This window comes from Polaromonas sp. YR568 (assembly GCF_943369415.1).
GTDB lineage: Bacteria > Pseudomonadota > Gammaproteobacteria > Burkholderiales > Burkholderiaceae_C > Polaromonas.
Window position 1 is genome coordinate 34189 of the sequence record NZ_CALRNF020000036.1, and the last position, 16524, is coordinate 50712.

The following is a 16524-nucleotide window of genomic DNA, read 5'->3' on the forward strand; positions in this document are numbered from 1 at the left end:
CGGGCCGGCTGCCCCGCCGGGCCGTGCGGATTTGAGAGGGCTCCCAACGCAATAGGGGTGATGCGTGTGGGGGAATCCGGGTTTCCCCTATGGGTCTATGAAACCGGTTTCATACAATCAGGTCTTTGATTGAAAACCGCGTGCGGCCCGGCCGACCCGACCTGCGCACGCTCCTGTTCATGAATTACCAATTCCAGTTCGATGCCGTTTTTGCCGCCTGGCCGCTGCTGCTCAAAGGCACGTGGATCACCATCCAGCTGTCCCTCATTGCCACGGCGCTGGGCCTCATCGTCGCCATCGTGTGCGCCTGGGGCAAGACCTCCGGGCCGGCGTGGCTGCGCTTCATCATCAACGCCTACATCGAGGTGATTCGCAACACGCCCTTCCTGGTCCAGCTGTTTTTCTTTTTCTTCGCCCTGCCGGCCATAGGACTGCGCTGGTCGCCCTACACGTCGGCGCTCACCGCGATGGTGATCAACCTCGGCGCCTACGCCACCGAAATCATCCGCGCGGGCATCGAGTCCATTCCCAAGGGCCAGATCGAAGCGGGCCGCGCGCTCAACCTCAAGCCCTGGGAAATCTTCCGCTTCGTCATTATCAAGCCCGCGCTCAAGGCCATCTACCCGGCGCTGACCAGCCAGTTCATCCTGCTGATGCTCAGCTCGGCGGTGGTGTCCGTGATCTCGGCCGACGACCTGACCTCGGTCGCCGCCAACCTGCAGTCGCAAACCTTCCGCAGCTTTGAGATCTACATCGTGGTGGCCGCGATTTACCTGGCGCTGGCGCTGGCCTTCTCGGGCCTGTTCAAGCTGATCTACCGGCACACGCTCAACTACCCGGACCGCCGATAGGCCAGCGAAACACCCCAAGAACACATCATGCGTACCTTCGGTTTTCCTGAATTCCTTTTCATCCTTGAAGCGGCCAAGTGGACGCTGGCCCTGTCGGCCATCGCCTTCATAGGCGGCGCGTTGCTGGGCCTGGTGATGGCGCTGGCGCGCACCTCCGACAACAAGCCGCTGCGCGCCGCCGCCGTGGTCTACATCCAGGTGTTCCAGGGCACGCCGCTGCTGCTGCAACTCTTCCTGATCTTTTTCGGCGCGCCCATCCTCGGGCTGGACATCAACCCGTGGATTGCCGCCGGCGCGGCGCTGATCCTCAACAGCGCGGCCTTCCTGGCGGAGATCTGGCGCGGCTGCATCGAGGCCGTTCCGGCGGGCCAGGTCGAAGCCGCAAAAGCCCTCAACCTCAAGTACTTCGCACGCATGCGCGACGTGGTCCTGCCGCAGGCTTTCAAGATCGCGGTGCCGCCCACGGTCGGTTATGTGGTGCAGATCATCAAGGGCACCTCGCTGGCCGCCATCATCGGTTTTGCCGAAATCACGCGCGCCGGCCAGATCATCAACAACGCGACCTTCCAGCCGCTGTACGTGTTCACCAGCGTGGCCGCGATCTATTTCGTGATCTGCTGGCCGCTGTCGCTGCTGGCCGCGCGCATGGAGCGCCGCCAGGCCCTGGCCACCGCGCGCTGACCCTGGTGACCGCACGCAAGACTTTTCCCCGTTCCCGTTCCCCGCAAACCCAAGGAGACTTTGACATGACCCGTTCCCTCACCACCCGCCGTTTTGCCACCGGCGCGATCGCCGCCCTGAGCCTGGGCGCCGCGCTGACCGCATTCGCGCCTTTCGCCGCCGCACAGTCCGTCGCGGACCTGAAGAAAAAAGGCGAGATCACCATCGGCATGCTGGTGGACTTCCCGCCCTACGGCACCACCAATGCGCAAAACCAGCCGGACGGCTACGACGCCGACGTGGCGAAGCTGCTGGGCAAGGACTGGGGTGTCAAGGTCAACATCGTCCCCGTCACCGGCCCCAACCGCATTCCTTTCCTGCTGACCAACAAGGTCGACCTGCTGGTGGCTTCGCTGGCCATCACGCCCGAGCGCGCCAAGCAGGTCCAGTTCTCGCATCCCTATGCCGCCGCCACCATCGTGCTGTACGGCAAAACCGCCACCACCATCAAGTCCGCCGCCGACCTGAAGCCGCTGCGCGTGGGTGTGGCCCGTGCCTCGACGCAAGACATCGCCGTGACCAAGGCCGCCCCTGAAGGCACCGAAATCCGCCGCTTCGACGACGACGCATCCGCCATGCAGGCGCTGCTGTCGGGCCAGGTCGATGCCATCGGCTGCTCGGTCACCGTGGCCGCGCAGATCGCCAAGCGCGCACCCGCCAACACCTATGAAAACAAGTTCACCCTGGTGCAACAGGCCATGGGCATTGCCGTGCGCCCCGGCCAGGACGACGTGCTGAAAAGCGTGAACGAATTCGTCGCCAAAAACACCGCCAACGGCGAGCTCAACAAGCTCTACCAGAAGTGGCTGGGCGCCGACCTGCCCAAGCTGAACTAAGCCGAACTGAACCGGGCACCGAACTTCGTCCGCTGCGCAGCGGGCGAAGGGTGCCGGGCAGTTGAACGACTGAGCCATTGAACGATTGAAAGCAGAGAGCATGACGGAAAAAGCCATCACACCGACCGGGCAGGACGGCAACGCCGAACCCATCATCCGCATGGAAGCGGTGAACAAATGGTACGGCGAGTTCCAGGTCCTCGCGGACATAGACCTGACCGTCCGGGCCGGCGAGCGCATCGTGATCTGCGGGCCCTCGGGCTCCGGCAAATCCACGCTGATCCGCTGCATCAACCGGCTGGAGACCGTGCAGAAGGGCCGCATCGTCGTGGACGGCATAGACCTCACGGCCGGCGGGAAAAACGTCGACTCGGTGCGCGCTGAAGTCGGCATGGTGTTCCAGCAGTTCAACCTGTTTCCGCACCTGACCATCCTGGAGAACTGCACGCTGGCGCCCATGCGCTCGCGCAACATGAGCCAGGCCGAGGCGGAAGAAGTCGCGATGAAATACCTCACGCGCGTGCGCATTCCGGAACAGGCCAAAAAGTATCCGAGCCAGCTGTCCGGCGGGCAGCAGCAACGCGTGGCGATTGCGCGCGCGCTGTGCATGTCGCCCAAAATCATGTTGTTTGATGAACCCACTTCGGCGCTGGACCCCGAGATGGTCAAGGAAGTGCTGGACACCATGATCGGCCTGGCCGAAGACGGCATGACCATGCTCTGCGTCACGCATGAAATGGGTTTTGCCCGCAGCGTGGCCGACCGCGTGATCTTCATGGCCGAGGGCGGCATCGTCGAACAGGCGCCTCCGGCCGAGTTCTTCAGCAACCCGCAACACGAAAAAACACGCCAGTTCCTGGGCCAGATCCTCAGCTCGCACCAGGCGCATTGAGGCTGGTTCCGTCTGGTTTCGCGTGCCCTTGAATTCTCCTGACCGGTAACGAGATCGTTGCCGTCCCCCGCGCAAGCCGCGCGCATCCGCAACGCCTGAAGCATGACATCACCCTCCGATCCCGTTACCGCATTCGACGTTGCCCTGTTCGGCGAAGCCATGCTGCTGCTGGTCGCCGACAAGCCCGGCCCGATTGAAAACGCCACGTCTTTTTTCAAGCGCACGGCCGGCGCCGAAACCAATGCCGCCATCGGCCTGTCGCGCCTTGGGCTGAAGGTCGGCTGGGCCAGCCGCCTCGGCACCGACTCCATGGGCCGCGCCTTGCTGGCCACCATGCAAGCCGAAGGCATCGATTGCTCGCATGTGATCTGCGACGCATCGCAGCGCACCGGCTTCCAGTTCAAAGGGAGGGTGACCGACGGCAGCGATCCCCCGGTGGAATACCACCGCAAGGGCTCGGCCGCCAGCCACATGGGGCCGGCCGACGTCGATGAAGACTGGCTGCGTTCGGCGCGCCACCTGCATGCCACCGGCGTGTTCGCCGCCATCTCCGCGACCAGCCTGCAGGCCGCGCACAAGACGCTGGACGTGATGCGCGCCGCCGGCCGGACGGTTTCGTTCGACACCAACCTGCGGCCCACGCTGTGGCCGTCGACGGAAGTGATGCGCCGCGAGATCAATGCGCTGGCGGCCAAGGCCGACTGGGTGTTGCCGGGCATAGAGGAAGGCCTGTTGCTCACGGGCCATGACAAGCCCGAAGCCGTCGCGAAGTTCTACCGTGACCAGGGCGCCAAGCTGGTGGTCGTCAAGCTGGGCGCCGCCGGCGCGTACTACGACAGCGACACGGCCGGCACCGGCTACGTCCAAGGCTTCCCGGTTGCCGAGGTCATCGACACCGTAGGCGCGGGTGATGGATTCGCCGCGGGTGTGGTCAGCGCCTTGCTCGAGGGCCTGGACGTGCCGGCGGCCGTGCGCCGCGGCGCCTGGATAGGCGCGCGGGCGGTGCAGGTGCTGGGCGACACCGAAGGCTTGCCGACGCGCGCGCAACTCGAAGAGGCCGGGCTGTGACCCCAAGCGTGGCGCCAAACGGAGAGCGGAAAACGGTTGTCGTTTTTCGCGAGCTGCCCGCGGACCAGCTGGCGCGCCTGCAGCAGGCGCATGAAGTCATCGTCGCCGACCCGCGCCGGGACGCGCAGGCTTTTCGCGCCGCGCTACCCGCAGCCCACGGCCTGATCGGCTCCAGCCTGCGCATAGACGCCGCGATGCTGGACAGCGCACCCCGACTCGAAGTGATTTCCAGCATCTCCGTCGGCGTCGACAACTACCCGCTGGCCGAGCTGCAGCGCCGCAGCATCCTGCTGTGCCACACGCCCGGCGTGCTCGACGAAACCGTCGCCGACACGGTGTTTGTCCTGCTGATGGCCACCAGCCGCCGCGTGGTGGAGCTGTCCAACCTCGTGCGCCAGGGGAACTGGACAAAGAATATCGGCGAGGAGCTGTTCGGCTTCGACGTGCACGGCAAGACGCTGGGCCTGCTGGGCTTCGGCCGCATCGGCCAGGCGATTGCCCGCCGCGCCGCGCTGGGTTTCGGCATGCCGGTGCTTTACCATGCGCGCCGGCCGGTCGACTTGGCCGTGCAGGCCCCCGAGCTGCAGGGCCGCGCCGTCCGCGCCGAACTCGATGAGCTGCTGGCGCGCTCCGACTTTGTGGTGGCCATGCTGCCGCTGTCGGACGCCACGCGCGGCATGGTGGACGCCGGCATGTTCGCGCGCATGAAGCCGGGGGCCGTCTTCATCAACGGCGGTCGCGGCGCCACGGTGCGCGAAGCCGACCTGCTGGCCGCGCTGGACAGCGGCAGCCTGCGCGCCGCCGGCCTCGACGTGTTTGAAACCGAGCCGCTGCCCATGGATTCCGCGCTGCGCCTGCACCCGCGTGTCACGCCGCTGCCGCACATCGGCTCGGCCACCCACGAAACCCGCCACGCCATGGCGGAGCTGGCCACTACCAACCTGCTGCAGGCCCTGGCCGGCGAACGGCCCGCTGCAACCTTCGACACGGCCGCGCCATGAGCACACGCGCGCCGCGCGCAAAGCCCGCCCCCGCCGCCGGCAGGCGCCCCACCATAGGAGACGTGGCCGCGGCGGCTGGCGTCTCCAAGGCCACCGTCTCGCGCTTTTTCAACCACCGCGAGCGGCTGCTGAGCCCCGACATCCAGGCGCGCGTCGAAGCCGCCATCGCCACGCTGGGCTACTCGCCCAACCCCATGGCCCAGGCGCTGAGCCGCGGCAACTCGCGTCTCATAGGCCTCATCGTGGCCGACATCACCAACCCGTATTCCGTCGCGGTGTTGCGCGGGGCCGAGAAGGCCTGCCAGGACGCCGGCTACCTGGTGATCCTGTTCAACCTCGGCAACGAGAGCGGCCGCGAGCGCGAGGCGCTGGACGCGCTGGCCGGCTACCGGGTCGACGGTTTTATCCTCAACACGCTGGGCCGCGGCACCGGCGTGGTCGATGCGGTGGCCCTGCACGGCAAGCCGGCGGTGCTGGTCGACCGCCGCCACGCCGGCATGCAGGCGGATTTTGTGTCGCTGGACAACCCCGGCGCCATGGCCCTGGCCTGTGAGCATTTGCTGGACGGCGGCTACCGCGAATTGCTGTACATCACCGAGCCCAAAAACGACGTCAGCACCCGCCGCGAACGCGCGGCCGCCTTCAACGCCTGCCTGGCCGCGCACGCGCCGCGCGTCACGGGCAGCGTCTTCGAGAGCGAAGAGGGCGACCACGACGGGCTCGACGACGCTTTGCACGCGCTGCACGGGCGGGCCCGGCGGGGCCGGCCTGTAGCCGCCATCGCCGGCAATGCCGTGGTCACGCTGCGCGTCGCCGCCGCCATGGCCCGCCTGCAGAAAAATTTCGGCGCCGACATGGGCTTTGTCGGCTTCGACGACCCCGAATGGGCGCCCCTGATAGGCCCCGGCCTCACCACCATCGCCCAGCCCACCGACGAACTCGGCCGCAGCGCCGCGCATTGCCTGATTGAACGGCTGCAGGGCCTGGATGACGCGCCGCGGCAGCTGTTGCTGCCGGGGGCGCTCAAGGTGCGGGGTTCATCGCGCTCCGTGTAACTTGGGCTTGCTGCTGACGGTGCCCCTGGCTCGCTTTTAGTCAGCCTGACCCTGCTGAACCACTTTGGTCGATGCCAGAAAATCGCCCAGCCTGCGCCTTTGCTTCCCGAAAATGAAGATGGCATCAAAAATGCCCAGCACCATGAGCGGCGCGTTTCGGAGCACTGACTGCCAGTATTTGCACGGCTGGTTGGTTTGGACATCCACCACGGCAGTTTTTGTCAGCATCTTGCCAAGGCTTTGCCCTTTCGGGAAACCATCGCACAAGAGCAGATAAAGTGCCCACGCGATGAATATCACCCATGTGGGGAGGCCCAGCACATCGGCAATCTGGTATGCCACTACTGCGAGGACCAAGGCGGCCAGGCCGTCTACGAATTGCGCGTTGAATCTTTGACTGAGGGATGCGAGAGGTTTATTCATGGGATACAGGGGCACCAGTTGTCATAGGACAGCGTGAGGCCGCCCTGGTATTTTCCGGTGGCCTTGGTGCCGCTGTCGTCCAGGGACAGGGATGTCCGGAACGGTTGCGCCTGCTGGTAGCGGATGACCAGGTCGCTGCGGCCGGGAATCCCCTGGACCGGCTCGACCACAATCTCGGCCTGGGCGCTGGGCACGCGCCTGAAGTTCTCGATGGCTTGCTCCATATCGCGCAGGTTCAGGATGTCGCCGGGCTTGATGGGGAGCGCGTTCCGGGCATTGCCGCGCGGACTCACGGGTTCGGCAAAGCGGATGGCGTGGACGCGGCCGGGAACGATAGTGAAGCTGAGCGCCTGGCTGGCTTTGAGGTCTTGCTGCGCGAGCAGGACGGCCGTGGTGGTGTAGCCGCGCGCCACCACCGCGTCCTGCACGCGCCGGGTGAGCAGGTCTATGCCGGCGGTGCCTATGCAGCGCCGCAGCGGCGAGTCGTCATGGTCCGGGCCATCCAATGCCTTGAGCGCCCACTCCCAGTCCGATACAGGGCTGGGGTCGCCTGCGATGACGTTCAGGCCGATCTGGCGAATGACAATGCAGGGCGTCTCGCTCTCAAGCTTTGCGGCTTTGGCGGACGGGGCGGCTGACTTGAGTTCGTCGCGTGTGCTCTCCTGCTGCCGGCGCAAGGCGCGTTCGCGCTCCTGGGCCCGGTTCTGCGCATCGGCATCGTCCCGGTTACGTTGCTGCTGCTCCGCCGGCGGCAATGCCCGCTGCGGGGCGGATTGGGCGTTGGCCGCATGAGGCAGGGCCAGCGCCATGGCGGCGAGGAACGACAAGCGTCGCCCACGCCTTTGTTTTTTGAAATGACCTTCCTCCACCAACGAACTCCCTGGGATTTTTTCGAGTCATGGACTCATGTTTTTTGAACCGGGCGAAGCGTAGGTTGCAAAAGCCCGAGATGCCATGAAAAACCATGCGAAAAATACCGAAAAATCCACCCCTGATTCGTTCCCTCACAAAGGCATTTCAGAGAGAAAAACACGTGTCTCGCCATTCGGACTTTTGTCCGCGACGTTCTCGGTTTATTGACAGGGTGATTGACTGGCGCGGCAATTCAGTGTTTTGAATTGCGCGCACGAGTTCAGGCTGGAGGATCAGTTTCTGGAGAGATTTTCCGGACGGGTTTTTTTGACAACCCGAACGGTATGTGAATTTCTCACGCGCACGCGGCGCGAATGTCCGATCCAGGACATTTCATGTTTGATTTATCAAACTTGATTCGTCGTCAACGACGGCGGGGCGATCGTGGCGTGCCCCGCATAGCCCGACAGTCACCGGGCTGTTGAATGGCGGTGAAGCCCGGCCCGTTTGGGGAACCCCTACGGACCCTTCAGCTGAACGGGTTCAGCCGACTTCGGCAATCAGCTCGATTTCAACGCAGGCGCCCATGGGAATCTGCGCCACGCCGAAAGCACTGCGCGCGTGTTTGCCGGCGTCGCCGAAGATTTCGGCGAAGAGTTCGCTGGCGCCGTTGGTGACCAGGTGCTGTTCGGTGAAGTCGCCGGTCGAGTTGACCAGGCTCATGAGTTTGACGATGCGCTTGACCTTGCCCAGGCCGACGGCGGCTTCCAGCGTGCCCATCAGGTCGATGGCGACGGCGCGCGCGGCGGCCTTGCCTTCTTTGGTGCTCATGTTTTTGCCCAGCTGGCCGGTGTGGACCTTGCCGTCTTTCTTGGCGATGTGGCCGCTCAGGAAGACCAGGTTGCCGGTCTGCACGAAAGGCAGGTAGGCGGCGGCCGGCGTTGCCACGGCGGGCAGGGTGATGTTCAGTGCTTTCAGCTTGTCGTAGGCGCTCATGGTGTTCCCTTTGGTTGAAGGCGGTTCCCGCGGGCAGGCGGGTGTGCAGGGAATTGTAGGGCGGGGCCCGCCGGCGCGCGGGCCTGTTGCGGCATGAAAGGAAGTGATGAAGCGATGCGGGGCGGCGGCCGGGCCGGACGAAAGTCGCCGCGCGGGAAACCCGCGCTCAGTCCGCCGTAGCCGTCCCGGCCGACAGCGCGTCGGTGGCGGCCAGGGGCGCCACCGTCACGGCCACGTCCAGGATGTGCTGCGCGCCGCCGCGTATCACGCCGCGCATGGGGGACACGTCCAGGAAGTCGCGGCCCGTGGCCAGGGTGACGTAGTCTTCGCCCGGCGCGCGGTTGTTGGTGGGGTCGAAGTCCAGCCAGGTGCCCAGGCCCGGGCAATAGACCGAAGCCCAGGCATGCGAGGCGTCGCTGCCGACCAGGCGCGGCCGGCCGGGCGGCGGGCTGGTGAGCAGGTAGCCGCTCACGTAGCGCGCCGGCAAACCCATGGCGCGGCAGCAGGCCACCATGATGTGGGCGAAATCCTGGCACACGCCTTTGCCTTGCCTGAGCGCTTCGAGCGCCGGTGTGTTGACCTCGGTGCTTTCGCTTTCATAGGTCATGGTGTCGTGGATGCGCTCCATCAGGTCGCGCGCCGCCTCGGGCAGCGGCCTGCCGGGCAGGAAGCTGGGCCGGGCGAATTCGACAAAGGCGTCGTCGCGCGGCACATAGGGCGAGGCGAAGAGGAATTCAGAGGCGCTGTCGTAGGCCGCGCCGGCGCGGTAGCGGAACTGCTCGCGCACCTGTTCCCAGGAAGGCGAGGCGGCCCGGCTGGTGGAGAGCGAGGCTTCGGACTGCAGCGGGTTGGCCACCGAGGTGGAGACCACGCTGTCGGCAATGACGGTGAGGCTTTCATGCGCGGACTGCAGTGAAAAATAGCTGCGCGTGTTGCCGTAGACGTCCACGGTGTCGCACAGCTGCACCGGCGCCGGATCGATGCGCAAGTCATAGCGCAGCAGGTTCTGGCCGTTGCGGCTGGCGGGTTTGAGGTGCACCACGTGATGGGCGTTTACCACCGCCGGCGCATAGCGGTAACGGGTTTCGTGGACGACGTGAAGCAGCATGGGGAACTCCGCTCGGCTTGGGGCTCAGGCGCCCAGGCTCTGGCTGCCGGATGCGGCATGGCTGAAGTAGCGGCGGCTCAGGGTGTCCGACAGCTCCAGCGCGGCGTCGCAGCATTGCTGCAGCAGGTCGACCAGGCGGGCGTCCTGGCAGCCGCCGTTTTCTTCGCCATCTTTTTCGCCGCCTTCTTCGCGCCCGGCGCCGTCGTCATGGTTGGCGGCCGGTGCGCCGGCGCACAGGTCGGCCAGCGCCCAGCTGCCGGGGTCGGGCAGTTCCATGGCGAGCTCGGGCATGTCGCCGGGCGCGCTGCCGGCCAGCTTGGCCAGGCGGCCGCGCAGGGTCTGCACCACCCAGCCCAGCGAGCGCGGGTTGTCGCGGTCCAGCACCAGCAAATCGAGCAGGGCCGGGATGTCGCGGCGCTGCTGGTACTGCGCGTGGAAGGTGATGGTGCTGTCGAACAGCGCCACCATGGCGTTGAAGCCGCCTTCCTCGAAGACCGAGCCGGTGTCAAAACCGCGCACCAGCGCGCCGGCCAGGGTGTTGAGCCGCTCGATGAGCCGCCCCACGCTGAGCAGGCGCCAGCCGTCGTCGCGGGTCATGCGGTCGGTCTGCGCGCCCGTCATGGCCGACAGGAAAGCGCTGGCCGATTCGAGCGCGCGCAGCGCCTCGACGGAGGAGTATTCAAGCAGGTACTGGCTGGGAGGGCTGGACGGGGCGGACTGGCTCTGGCTTTGCCCGCCCTGGCTTTGTGATTGCGTCTGGCCCACGGCGCTGAACACCGCGCAGCGCTGGAAGAAATCGGCCTCGGTGCGCACGATCATGTGCCACTGTTCCTGCGACAGGCGCTCGCGCACGGCCGAGGCCGCGCTCTTGAGCGCGCGCAGGTTGTAGCCCACGCTGGCGGCTTGCTCGGTGTCGGCCAGGTTGGCGATCAGGGCGCGTTCAAAGACGCGGCGCGCATGCGTGGCCGGCGGCACGGTGTCCAGCACCAGCGCGTTGCCGACGGCCATGCTGGTCAGCCAGGCGAGCAGCGGTTGCGAGGTCTGGTCTTCGCCGCCCAGGCATTGCAGCGTGATCTGCGCCAGGCGCGTGGAGTTTTCGGCGCGCTCGGTGTAGCGGCCCAGCCAGAAAAGGTTTTCGGCCGCGCGGCTGGTGACGGGCGGGCGGTGGCGCAGCGGCGCCGTGGCCCAGGCGGGCGCGGGCTGCTCGGCGCGCGGGGCCGCGGCCTTGTTGGCAGTGGAATCGCCCAGCACCCACACGTCGGCGCTGCTGCCGCCGTGCTGCATCGACGACATGTTTTCATTCTTGCCGGCCAGGCGCGCCAGCCCGCCCGGCAGCACCTGCCAGGAGCCCTTGCCATCGGCCACGGCGAAGACGCGCAGCATGGCCGAGCGCGGGGAGACGCGCTCGCCCTGCCAGGTCGGCGTCTGCGGCAGCGGCAGGTAGGCCTGCACGGTGTAGTCCTCGCCGCGGCGCACGATGCGGCCGGCCCATTCGTCGAGCGCGCGGCGCGACAGCGTGTGGCCTATCACCGAATCCATGCCCGAGCCGGGGTAGGTCGGCTTGATCACGCAGTCCTTGAGCTGGCCCAGCACGTCCTGCAGCACGGCCTGCTCGCCGCACCACCAGGTCGCCAGCGAGGGCAGGGCCAGGGTTTCGCCCAGCAGATGCCGCGACAGCGCGGGCAGAAAGCCCAGCAGCGCGCTGGATTCGAGGAAAGCCGAGCCTGGGGTGTTGACCACCAGCACATTGCCGGCGCGTATGACCTGCAGCAGGCCGGGCACGCCCAGCGTGGAGTCCGAGCGCAGCTCCAGCGGGTCGAGGAATTCGTCGTCCAGGCGCTTGAGCAGCCCGTGCACCCGCTCCAGGCCGCGCAGGGTTTTGAGGTAAAGCTTGTCGTCGCGCACCAGCAGGTCGCTGCCCTCGACCAGCGTCAGGCCCAGGAAGCGCGCGAGGTAGGCATGCTCGAAATAGGTTTCGTTGTAAGGCCCCGGCGTCAGCAGCACGACGCGGCTTTCCTCGCTGCCGTCGCCCGGGCTCATGGCCTTGAGGCCATCCACCAGCGCCTTGTACGAGGCGGCCAGGCGCTCGACCTTCATCTCGCGGAAGGCTTCGGGGAAGAGCAGCGAAATCGTGAGGCGGTTTTCCAGCAGGTAGCCCAGGCCCGAGGGCGCCTGCGTGCGCTGCGAGACCACGGACCAGCGGCCGTCGGGGCCGTGCGCGATGTCGAAGGCGGCAATGTGCAGATAGGTGCCGCCGGCCGGCTGCACGCCCTGCATGCCGCGCAGGTAGCCCGGGTGGGCATGCACCAGCGCGCTGGGCAAGAGGCCTTTGGACAGCAACTCCTGCGGGCCGTAGATGTCGGCCATGACACGGTCCAGCAGGCGGGCGCGCTGCTGGATGCCGGCCTCGATCTGCGCCCAGTCGGCGGCCGACACCATCATGGGGAACAAGTCCAGCGCCCAGGGCCGCTGCGGGCCGTTGGCGTCGGCGTAGACGTTGTAGGTCACGCCGTTGTCGCGGATCTGGCGCCGCAGGTTGGCGGTGCGGTGGTTCAGGTCGTAAAAACCGTCGGCGCCCAGGAAGTTGAAAAAACGCGTCCAGTCGGGCGACAGCGTTTCGTCCGTGGCGGCCGGGGCTTCGGCTGGAGGGGCGGCGGTTTCAGGCACGCTGCCGGCCGCGCGCAAGGCGGGTTGGGCCGGCGCGGCGGCTTCCACGGGTGCCGGGCCTTCGGAGACACGGCCCCGCAACTCGTCAAAATGCCCCGCCGCCGCATGCGGGGCCAGCGCGGCGGCCAGGGCGCAGGGGGATTCGAGCGCCTGGCCGGCAAAAAGGGACTGGGTGTTATTTTCCACGTGCTGCAAGTATGCCTGCGGCCCGGAGGCGCAAAAGCTCAATGAAGGGGCGTTTCACGGCCCAAACGGCTATTTATGCCGCTTGGGCATGCAAATGTTGCAGCCATAAGACAGGCGGGCAACCTGTCTTATGGGCCTTCAGCGCAAGTCCAGCGTGAACGGAAACTCGCGGCTGGCCTGCGCCGGCGCCACGCGCATCTTGCCGGGCGTGTGGCCCATGCGGAAAAAGCGCGTGAGGCGGCGGCTTTCAGCCTCGTACGAGTTGACCGGCAGCGTGTCGTAGTTGCGCCCGCCCGGGTGGGCCACGTGGTACTGGCAGCCGCCCAGCGAGCGCTCCATCCAGGTATCGACGATGTCGAAGGTCAGCGGCGCATGCACGCCTATCGAGGGGTGCAGGGCCGAAGGCGGGTTCCAGGCCTTGTAGCGCACGCCGGCCACGTATTCGCCGACGCGGCCCGTGCTTTGCAGCGGCAGGGCGCGGCCGTTGACGGTGACGACGTAGCGGTTGTCGTTGAGGCCGGTGACGTGCACCTCGATGCGCTCCAGCGACGAATCGACATAGCGCACGGTGCCGCCGGCCGAGCCTTCCTCGCCCATCACATGCCAGGGCTCCAGCGCGCTGCGCAAGGTCAGCTCAATGCTGTTGGACTTGACCTGGCCGATGAGCGGGAAGCGGAACTCGAAGTGGGGCTCGAACCAGGCCATGTCGAAGGGGTAGCCGGCCTCGCGCAATTCGGTCAGCACGTCCTCGAAATCCATGCGGATAAAGCCGGGCAGCAGGAAGCGGTCGTGCAGCTCGGTGCCCCAGCGCGTGACGCGGCCGTGGTAGGGCTTGTTCCAGAAGCGCGCCACCAGTGCGCGCAGCAGCAGTTGCTGGGCGATGCTCATGCGCGCGTGCGGCGGCATCTCGAAGGCGCGCAACTCCAGCAGGCCCAGGCGGCCGGTGGTGGAGTCGGGCGAGTACATCTTGTCGATACAGAACTCGCTGCGGTGCGTGTTGCCGGTGACGTCGACCAGGATGTTGCGCAGCGTGCGGTCCACCAGCCAGGGAGGCATGTCGGCGCCGTATTTCTTGCGGTTGTTCTCTATCTCGCGCAGCGCGATTTCGAGCTCGTAGAGCTGGTCGTTGCGGGCTTCGTCCACACGCGGGGCCTGGCTGGTCGGGCCAATGAACATGCCCGAGAACAGGTAGCTCAGCGAGGGGTGGTTGTGCCAGTAGGCGATCAGGCTGGCCAGCACCTCGGGCTTGCGCAGGAAGGGGCTGTCGGCGGGCGTGGCGCCGCCCAGCACGAAGTGGTTGCCGCCGCCGGTGCCGGTGTGGCGGCCGTCGGTCATGAACTTTTCGGCCGACAGGCGCGTCTCGTGGGCGATCTTGTAGAGGAACTCGGTGTGCGCCACCAGCTCGCCCCAGTTGTAGGCCGGGTGGATGTTGACCTCGATGACGCCCGGGTCGGGCGTGACCTGCAGCATTTTCAGGCGCGGGTCGCGCGGCGGCGGATAGCCTTCGAGCACGATGCTCACGCCCAGCGATTGCGCCGTGGCTTCCACCGCGGCCAGCAGGTCCAGGTAGTCTTCGAGGCGCTCCATGGGCGGCATGAAGACATAGATCGCGCCGGTTTCGCCGCGGCCCGATTTGTTGGCCTTGCTGTCGGGGTCGGCCTTGGGTTTGTCTTTTTCCTTGGGGCCGTTGGCGCGCGACGGGTCGCGCACCTCGACGCACAGCGCCGTGCGCGTGAGCCAGGCGGCCGATTCAAAGGGCTTGGGCGCGCGGTCGTCGATGGGCGCCGCGGCCTCCGCGGCCGGTTTGCCGTCCGCGCCCGGGGTGCCGGTATTGCCCAGCGGCCGGAACTGCAAAATGCGGCTGGCCTGCGTCAGCGCGGTGTTGCCCGTCATGTAGCGCGCCATGTACTGCGCCAGCGAACCGGCGCTGCCGCCCATGGAAGGGGCTGCCGGCGTGGCGCCCCTGGCCGCGCTGAAGCTGCCGTTGTAGCGTGCGGCCATCGCCGAGGCGGCCGGCAGGTCCTGCCGCGGAGCGAAGGGGTCGGACTCGATCATGTAGGGGTAGTCGGTCTTGGACACCCAGGGCACGGAATCGAGCGGCAGGCGGTAGCCCATGGGCGAATCGCCCGGCATCAGGTACATGCGCTCTTCGCGGAAGAACCAGGGGCCGGTGGTCCATTTCGGGCCGGCCAGCGACGGCGAGGCGCCGGCGTTTCGCTGCTTGAGCTGCTCCTTGGTCTGCAGCGGCAGCACGTAGCCCACGACGGAATCCAGGCCCTGCATGAAGACGCGGCGCAGGCGCTCGCGCTCCATGGCGTCGTCCAGTTTCGAATCAAACGGGTCGACGTTGACCGGCAGCCGGCGTTCGCGCCAGAGGTAGTACCAGGTGTCTTCATAACCCGGCGTGATGTAGGTGGTGGCCAGGCCCAGCTTGCCGGCCAGCGTCTGCACGAAGCGCTGCGCGTCGGCGCTGGTGTAGTTGCAGGGCTGGCGCTCGTCGGCGAAGAGGGCCGGGTTCTGCCAGATGGGCTGGCCGTCCTTGCGCCAGAAAATGCTCAGCGCCCAGCGCGGCAACTGCTCGCCCGGGTACCACTTGCCCTGGCCGAAATGCAGGAAGCCGCCTTCGCCGTATTCGGCGCGCAGCTTTTGCACGAGCTCGGTCGCGTAGCCGCGCTTGGTCGGGCCCAGCGCGTCGATGTTCCATTCAGCCGCGTCGCGGTCGGTGGTGGCCACAAAGGTCGGCTCGCCGCCCATGGTCAGGCGCACGTCGCCGGCGGCCAGGTCCTTGTCGACCTTTTCGCCGAGCGCCAGCACCTCCTGCCATTGCTCCTCGGTGTAGGGCTTGGTCACGCGCGGGGATTCGTAAATGCGCTGCACCGCCATGTGGTGTTCGAACTCGACTTCGGACTTGTCGACGCCGCCTTCGACGGGCGCGGCGCTGGATGGCTCGGGGGTGCAGGCCAGCGGGATGTGGCCTTCGCCCGCCATCAGGCCCGAGGTCGGGTCCAGGCCCACCCAGCCGGCGCCGGGCAGGAACACCTCGCACCAGGCGTGCAGGTCGGTGAAGTCGGTTTCGGCGCCGCTGGGGCCGTCTATGGATTTGACGTCGGCCTTGAGCTGTATCAGGTAGCCCGAGACAAAACGCGCGGCCAGGCCCATGTGGCGCAGCAGCTGCACCAGCAGCCATCCCGTGTCGCGGCAGGAGCCGCAGGCCAGGCGCAGGGTCTCTTCGGGCGTCTGCACGCCCGGCTCCATGCGGATGGAGTACTTGATGTCCGACTGCAGGCCCTGGTTCAGGCCCACCAGGAAGTCGATGGTGCGCTTGGGCGTGCGGTCGATTTTGTCGAGGTAGCGCTTGAGCAGCGGCGTTACCGGCTGGGTCGCCAGGTAGGGCGCCAGTTCGCGGGCCTGCAGCGCGTTGTAGGCGAAGGGGAATTCCTCGGCAGCCGGTTCCAGGAAGAAGTCAAAGGGGTTGAACACCGCCATTTCGACGACCAGGTCTACCGTGACCTTGAACTCGCGCGTCGGCTCGGGAAACACCAGGCGGGCCTGGTAGTTGGCAAACGGGTCCTGCTGCCAGTTGATGAAATGCCCGGCGGGCTCAACCCTGAGGGAATAGGACAGCACCTGCGTGCGGCTGTGCGGTGCGGGCCGCAGGCGGACCACCTGGGGGCCGAGTTTCACCAGGCGGTCGTACTTGTAATGGGTGATGTGGCTCAGGGCGACATGGATGGACAAGGCAACCTCGCTTAAAAAATAACAGGGGGCAAGGACCGCCACATCAAGCGGTCGGGTTCAGAACAGGTTCTTACAGCTTACCCGGATTTGGCTGTCTTTCTGAAAGCAAGAGCTGCGCCATATGCAGAGTT

General features: G+C 66.6%; 13 protein-coding genes. 7 read left to right on the forward strand and 6 right to left on the reverse strand.

The window, feature by feature from the left end; genetic code table 11:
• Positions 1-179 precede the first annotated feature (179 nt).
• From ACLV74_RS20355 to ACLV74_RS20385, 7 genes are all read left to right on the forward strand, one after another.
• Positions 180-851, forward strand: a complete 672-nt coding sequence (locus ACLV74_RS20355; protein WP_411881235.1) for an amino acid ABC transporter permease — start codon at positions 180-182, stop codon at positions 849-851.
• Between the two features lie 27 nt (positions 852-878).
• A complete protein-coding gene (locus ACLV74_RS20360; protein ID WP_411881236.1) occupies positions 879-1532 on the forward strand; it encodes an amino acid ABC transporter permease in 654 nt (217 codons plus the stop codon).
• Between the two features lie 65 nt (positions 1533-1597).
• Positions 1598-2407 (forward strand): transporter substrate-binding domain-containing protein, encoded by an 810-nt coding sequence (locus ACLV74_RS20365; protein WP_411881237.1) that lies wholly within the window; start codon positions 1598-1600, stop codon positions 2405-2407.
• 100 nt (positions 2408-2507) lie between these two features.
• Entirely contained in the window at positions 2508-3299 is a 792-nt protein-coding gene (locus tag ACLV74_RS20370) for an amino acid ABC transporter ATP-binding protein (protein WP_411881238.1), read from the forward strand.
• 102 nt (positions 3300-3401) lie between these two features.
• Positions 3402-4367 (forward strand): sugar kinase, encoded by a 966-nt coding sequence (locus ACLV74_RS20375; RefSeq protein ID WP_411881239.1) that lies wholly within the window; start codon positions 3402-3404, stop codon positions 4365-4367.
• A gap of 8 nt (positions 4368-4375) precedes the next feature.
• The gene (locus tag ACLV74_RS20380) at positions 4376-5368 is read left to right on the forward strand and encodes a 2-hydroxyacid dehydrogenase (protein ID WP_411881240.1); all 993 of its coding nucleotides are present in this window, start codon (positions 4376-4378) and stop codon (positions 5366-5368) included.
• Complete coding sequence (locus tag ACLV74_RS20385) at positions 5365-6423, forward strand: LacI family DNA-binding transcriptional regulator (protein WP_411881241.1); 1059 nt, start codon at positions 5365-5367, stop codon at positions 6421-6423. The genes ACLV74_RS20380 and ACLV74_RS20385 overlap by 4 nt, the downstream gene beginning before the upstream one ends.
• 36 nt (positions 6424-6459) lie before the next feature.
• Here the strand turns inward: ACLV74_RS20385 and ACLV74_RS20390 are convergent, their stop codons facing one another.
• From ACLV74_RS20390 to ACLV74_RS20415, 6 genes are all read right to left on the reverse strand, one after another.
• Positions 6460-6846 carry an RDD family protein gene (locus tag ACLV74_RS20390; RefSeq protein ID WP_411881242.1) on the reverse strand — a complete coding sequence of 129 codons (387 nt, stop codon included), beginning with the start codon at positions 6844-6846 and terminating at the stop codon, positions 6460-6462.
• Positions 6843-7673, reverse strand: a complete 831-nt coding sequence (locus ACLV74_RS20395; protein ID WP_411881243.1) for a POTRA domain-containing protein — start codon at positions 7671-7673, stop codon at positions 6843-6845. Before ACLV74_RS20395 ends, ACLV74_RS20390 begins: the two co-directional genes overlap by 4 nt.
• A gap of 568 nt (positions 7674-8241) precedes the next feature.
• Entirely contained in the window at positions 8242-8694 is a 453-nt protein-coding gene (locus ACLV74_RS20400) for a RidA family protein (protein WP_411881244.1), read from the reverse strand.
• Positions 8695-8860: 166 nt separating this feature from the next.
• The gene (locus ACLV74_RS20405) at positions 8861-9802 is read right to left on the reverse strand and encodes a transglutaminase family protein (RefSeq protein WP_411881245.1); all 942 of its coding nucleotides are present in this window, start codon (positions 9800-9802) and stop codon (positions 8861-8863) included.
• Positions 9803-9826: 24 nt separating this feature from the next.
• Complete coding sequence (locus tag ACLV74_RS20410; RefSeq protein WP_411881246.1) at positions 9827-12655, reverse strand: circularly permuted type 2 ATP-grasp protein; 2829 nt, start codon at positions 12653-12655, stop codon at positions 9827-9829.
• A gap of 138 nt (positions 12656-12793) precedes the next feature.
• On the reverse strand, positions 12794-16393 hold the full coding sequence (locus ACLV74_RS20415) for a DUF2126 domain-containing protein (protein ID WP_411881247.1): 3600 nt from the start codon (positions 16391-16393) through the stop codon (positions 12794-12796).
• Positions 16394-16524 lie beyond the last annotated feature (131 nt).

What these genes read in the sequence shown, in the direction of transcription:
- ACLV74_RS20355 (WP_411881235.1), top strand. Translation starts at nt 180, where the DNA reads ATGAATTACCAATTCCAGTTCGATGCCGTTTTTGCCGCCTGGCCGCTG.
- ACLV74_RS20360 (WP_411881236.1), top strand. Translation starts at nt 879, where the DNA reads ATGCGTACCTTCGGTTTTCCTGAATTCCTTTTCATCCTTGAAGCGGCC.
- ACLV74_RS20365 (WP_411881237.1), top strand. Translation starts at nt 1,598, where the DNA reads ATGACCCGTTCCCTCACCACCCGCCGTTTTGCCACCGGCGCGATCGCC.
- ACLV74_RS20370 (WP_411881238.1), top strand. Translation starts at nt 2,508, where the DNA reads ATGACGGAAAAAGCCATCACACCGACCGGGCAGGACGGCAACGCCGAA.
- ACLV74_RS20375 (WP_411881239.1), top strand. Translation starts at nt 3,402, where the DNA reads ATGACATCACCCTCCGATCCCGTTACCGCATTCGACGTTGCCCTGTTC.
- ACLV74_RS20385 (WP_411881241.1), top strand. Translation starts at nt 5,365, where the DNA reads ATGAGCACACGCGCGCCGCGCGCAAAGCCCGCCCCCGCCGCCGGCAGG.
- ACLV74_RS20390 (WP_411881242.1), bottom strand. Translation starts at nt 6,846, where the DNA reads ATGAATAAACCTCTCGCATCCCTCAGTCAAAGATTCAACGCGCAATTC.
- ACLV74_RS20400 (WP_411881244.1), bottom strand. Translation starts at nt 8,694, where the DNA reads ATGAGCGCCTACGACAAGCTGAAAGCACTGAACATCACCCTGCCCGCC.
- ACLV74_RS20405 (WP_411881245.1), bottom strand. Translation starts at nt 9,802, where the DNA reads ATGCTGCTTCACGTCGTCCACGAAACCCGTTACCGCTATGCGCCGGCG.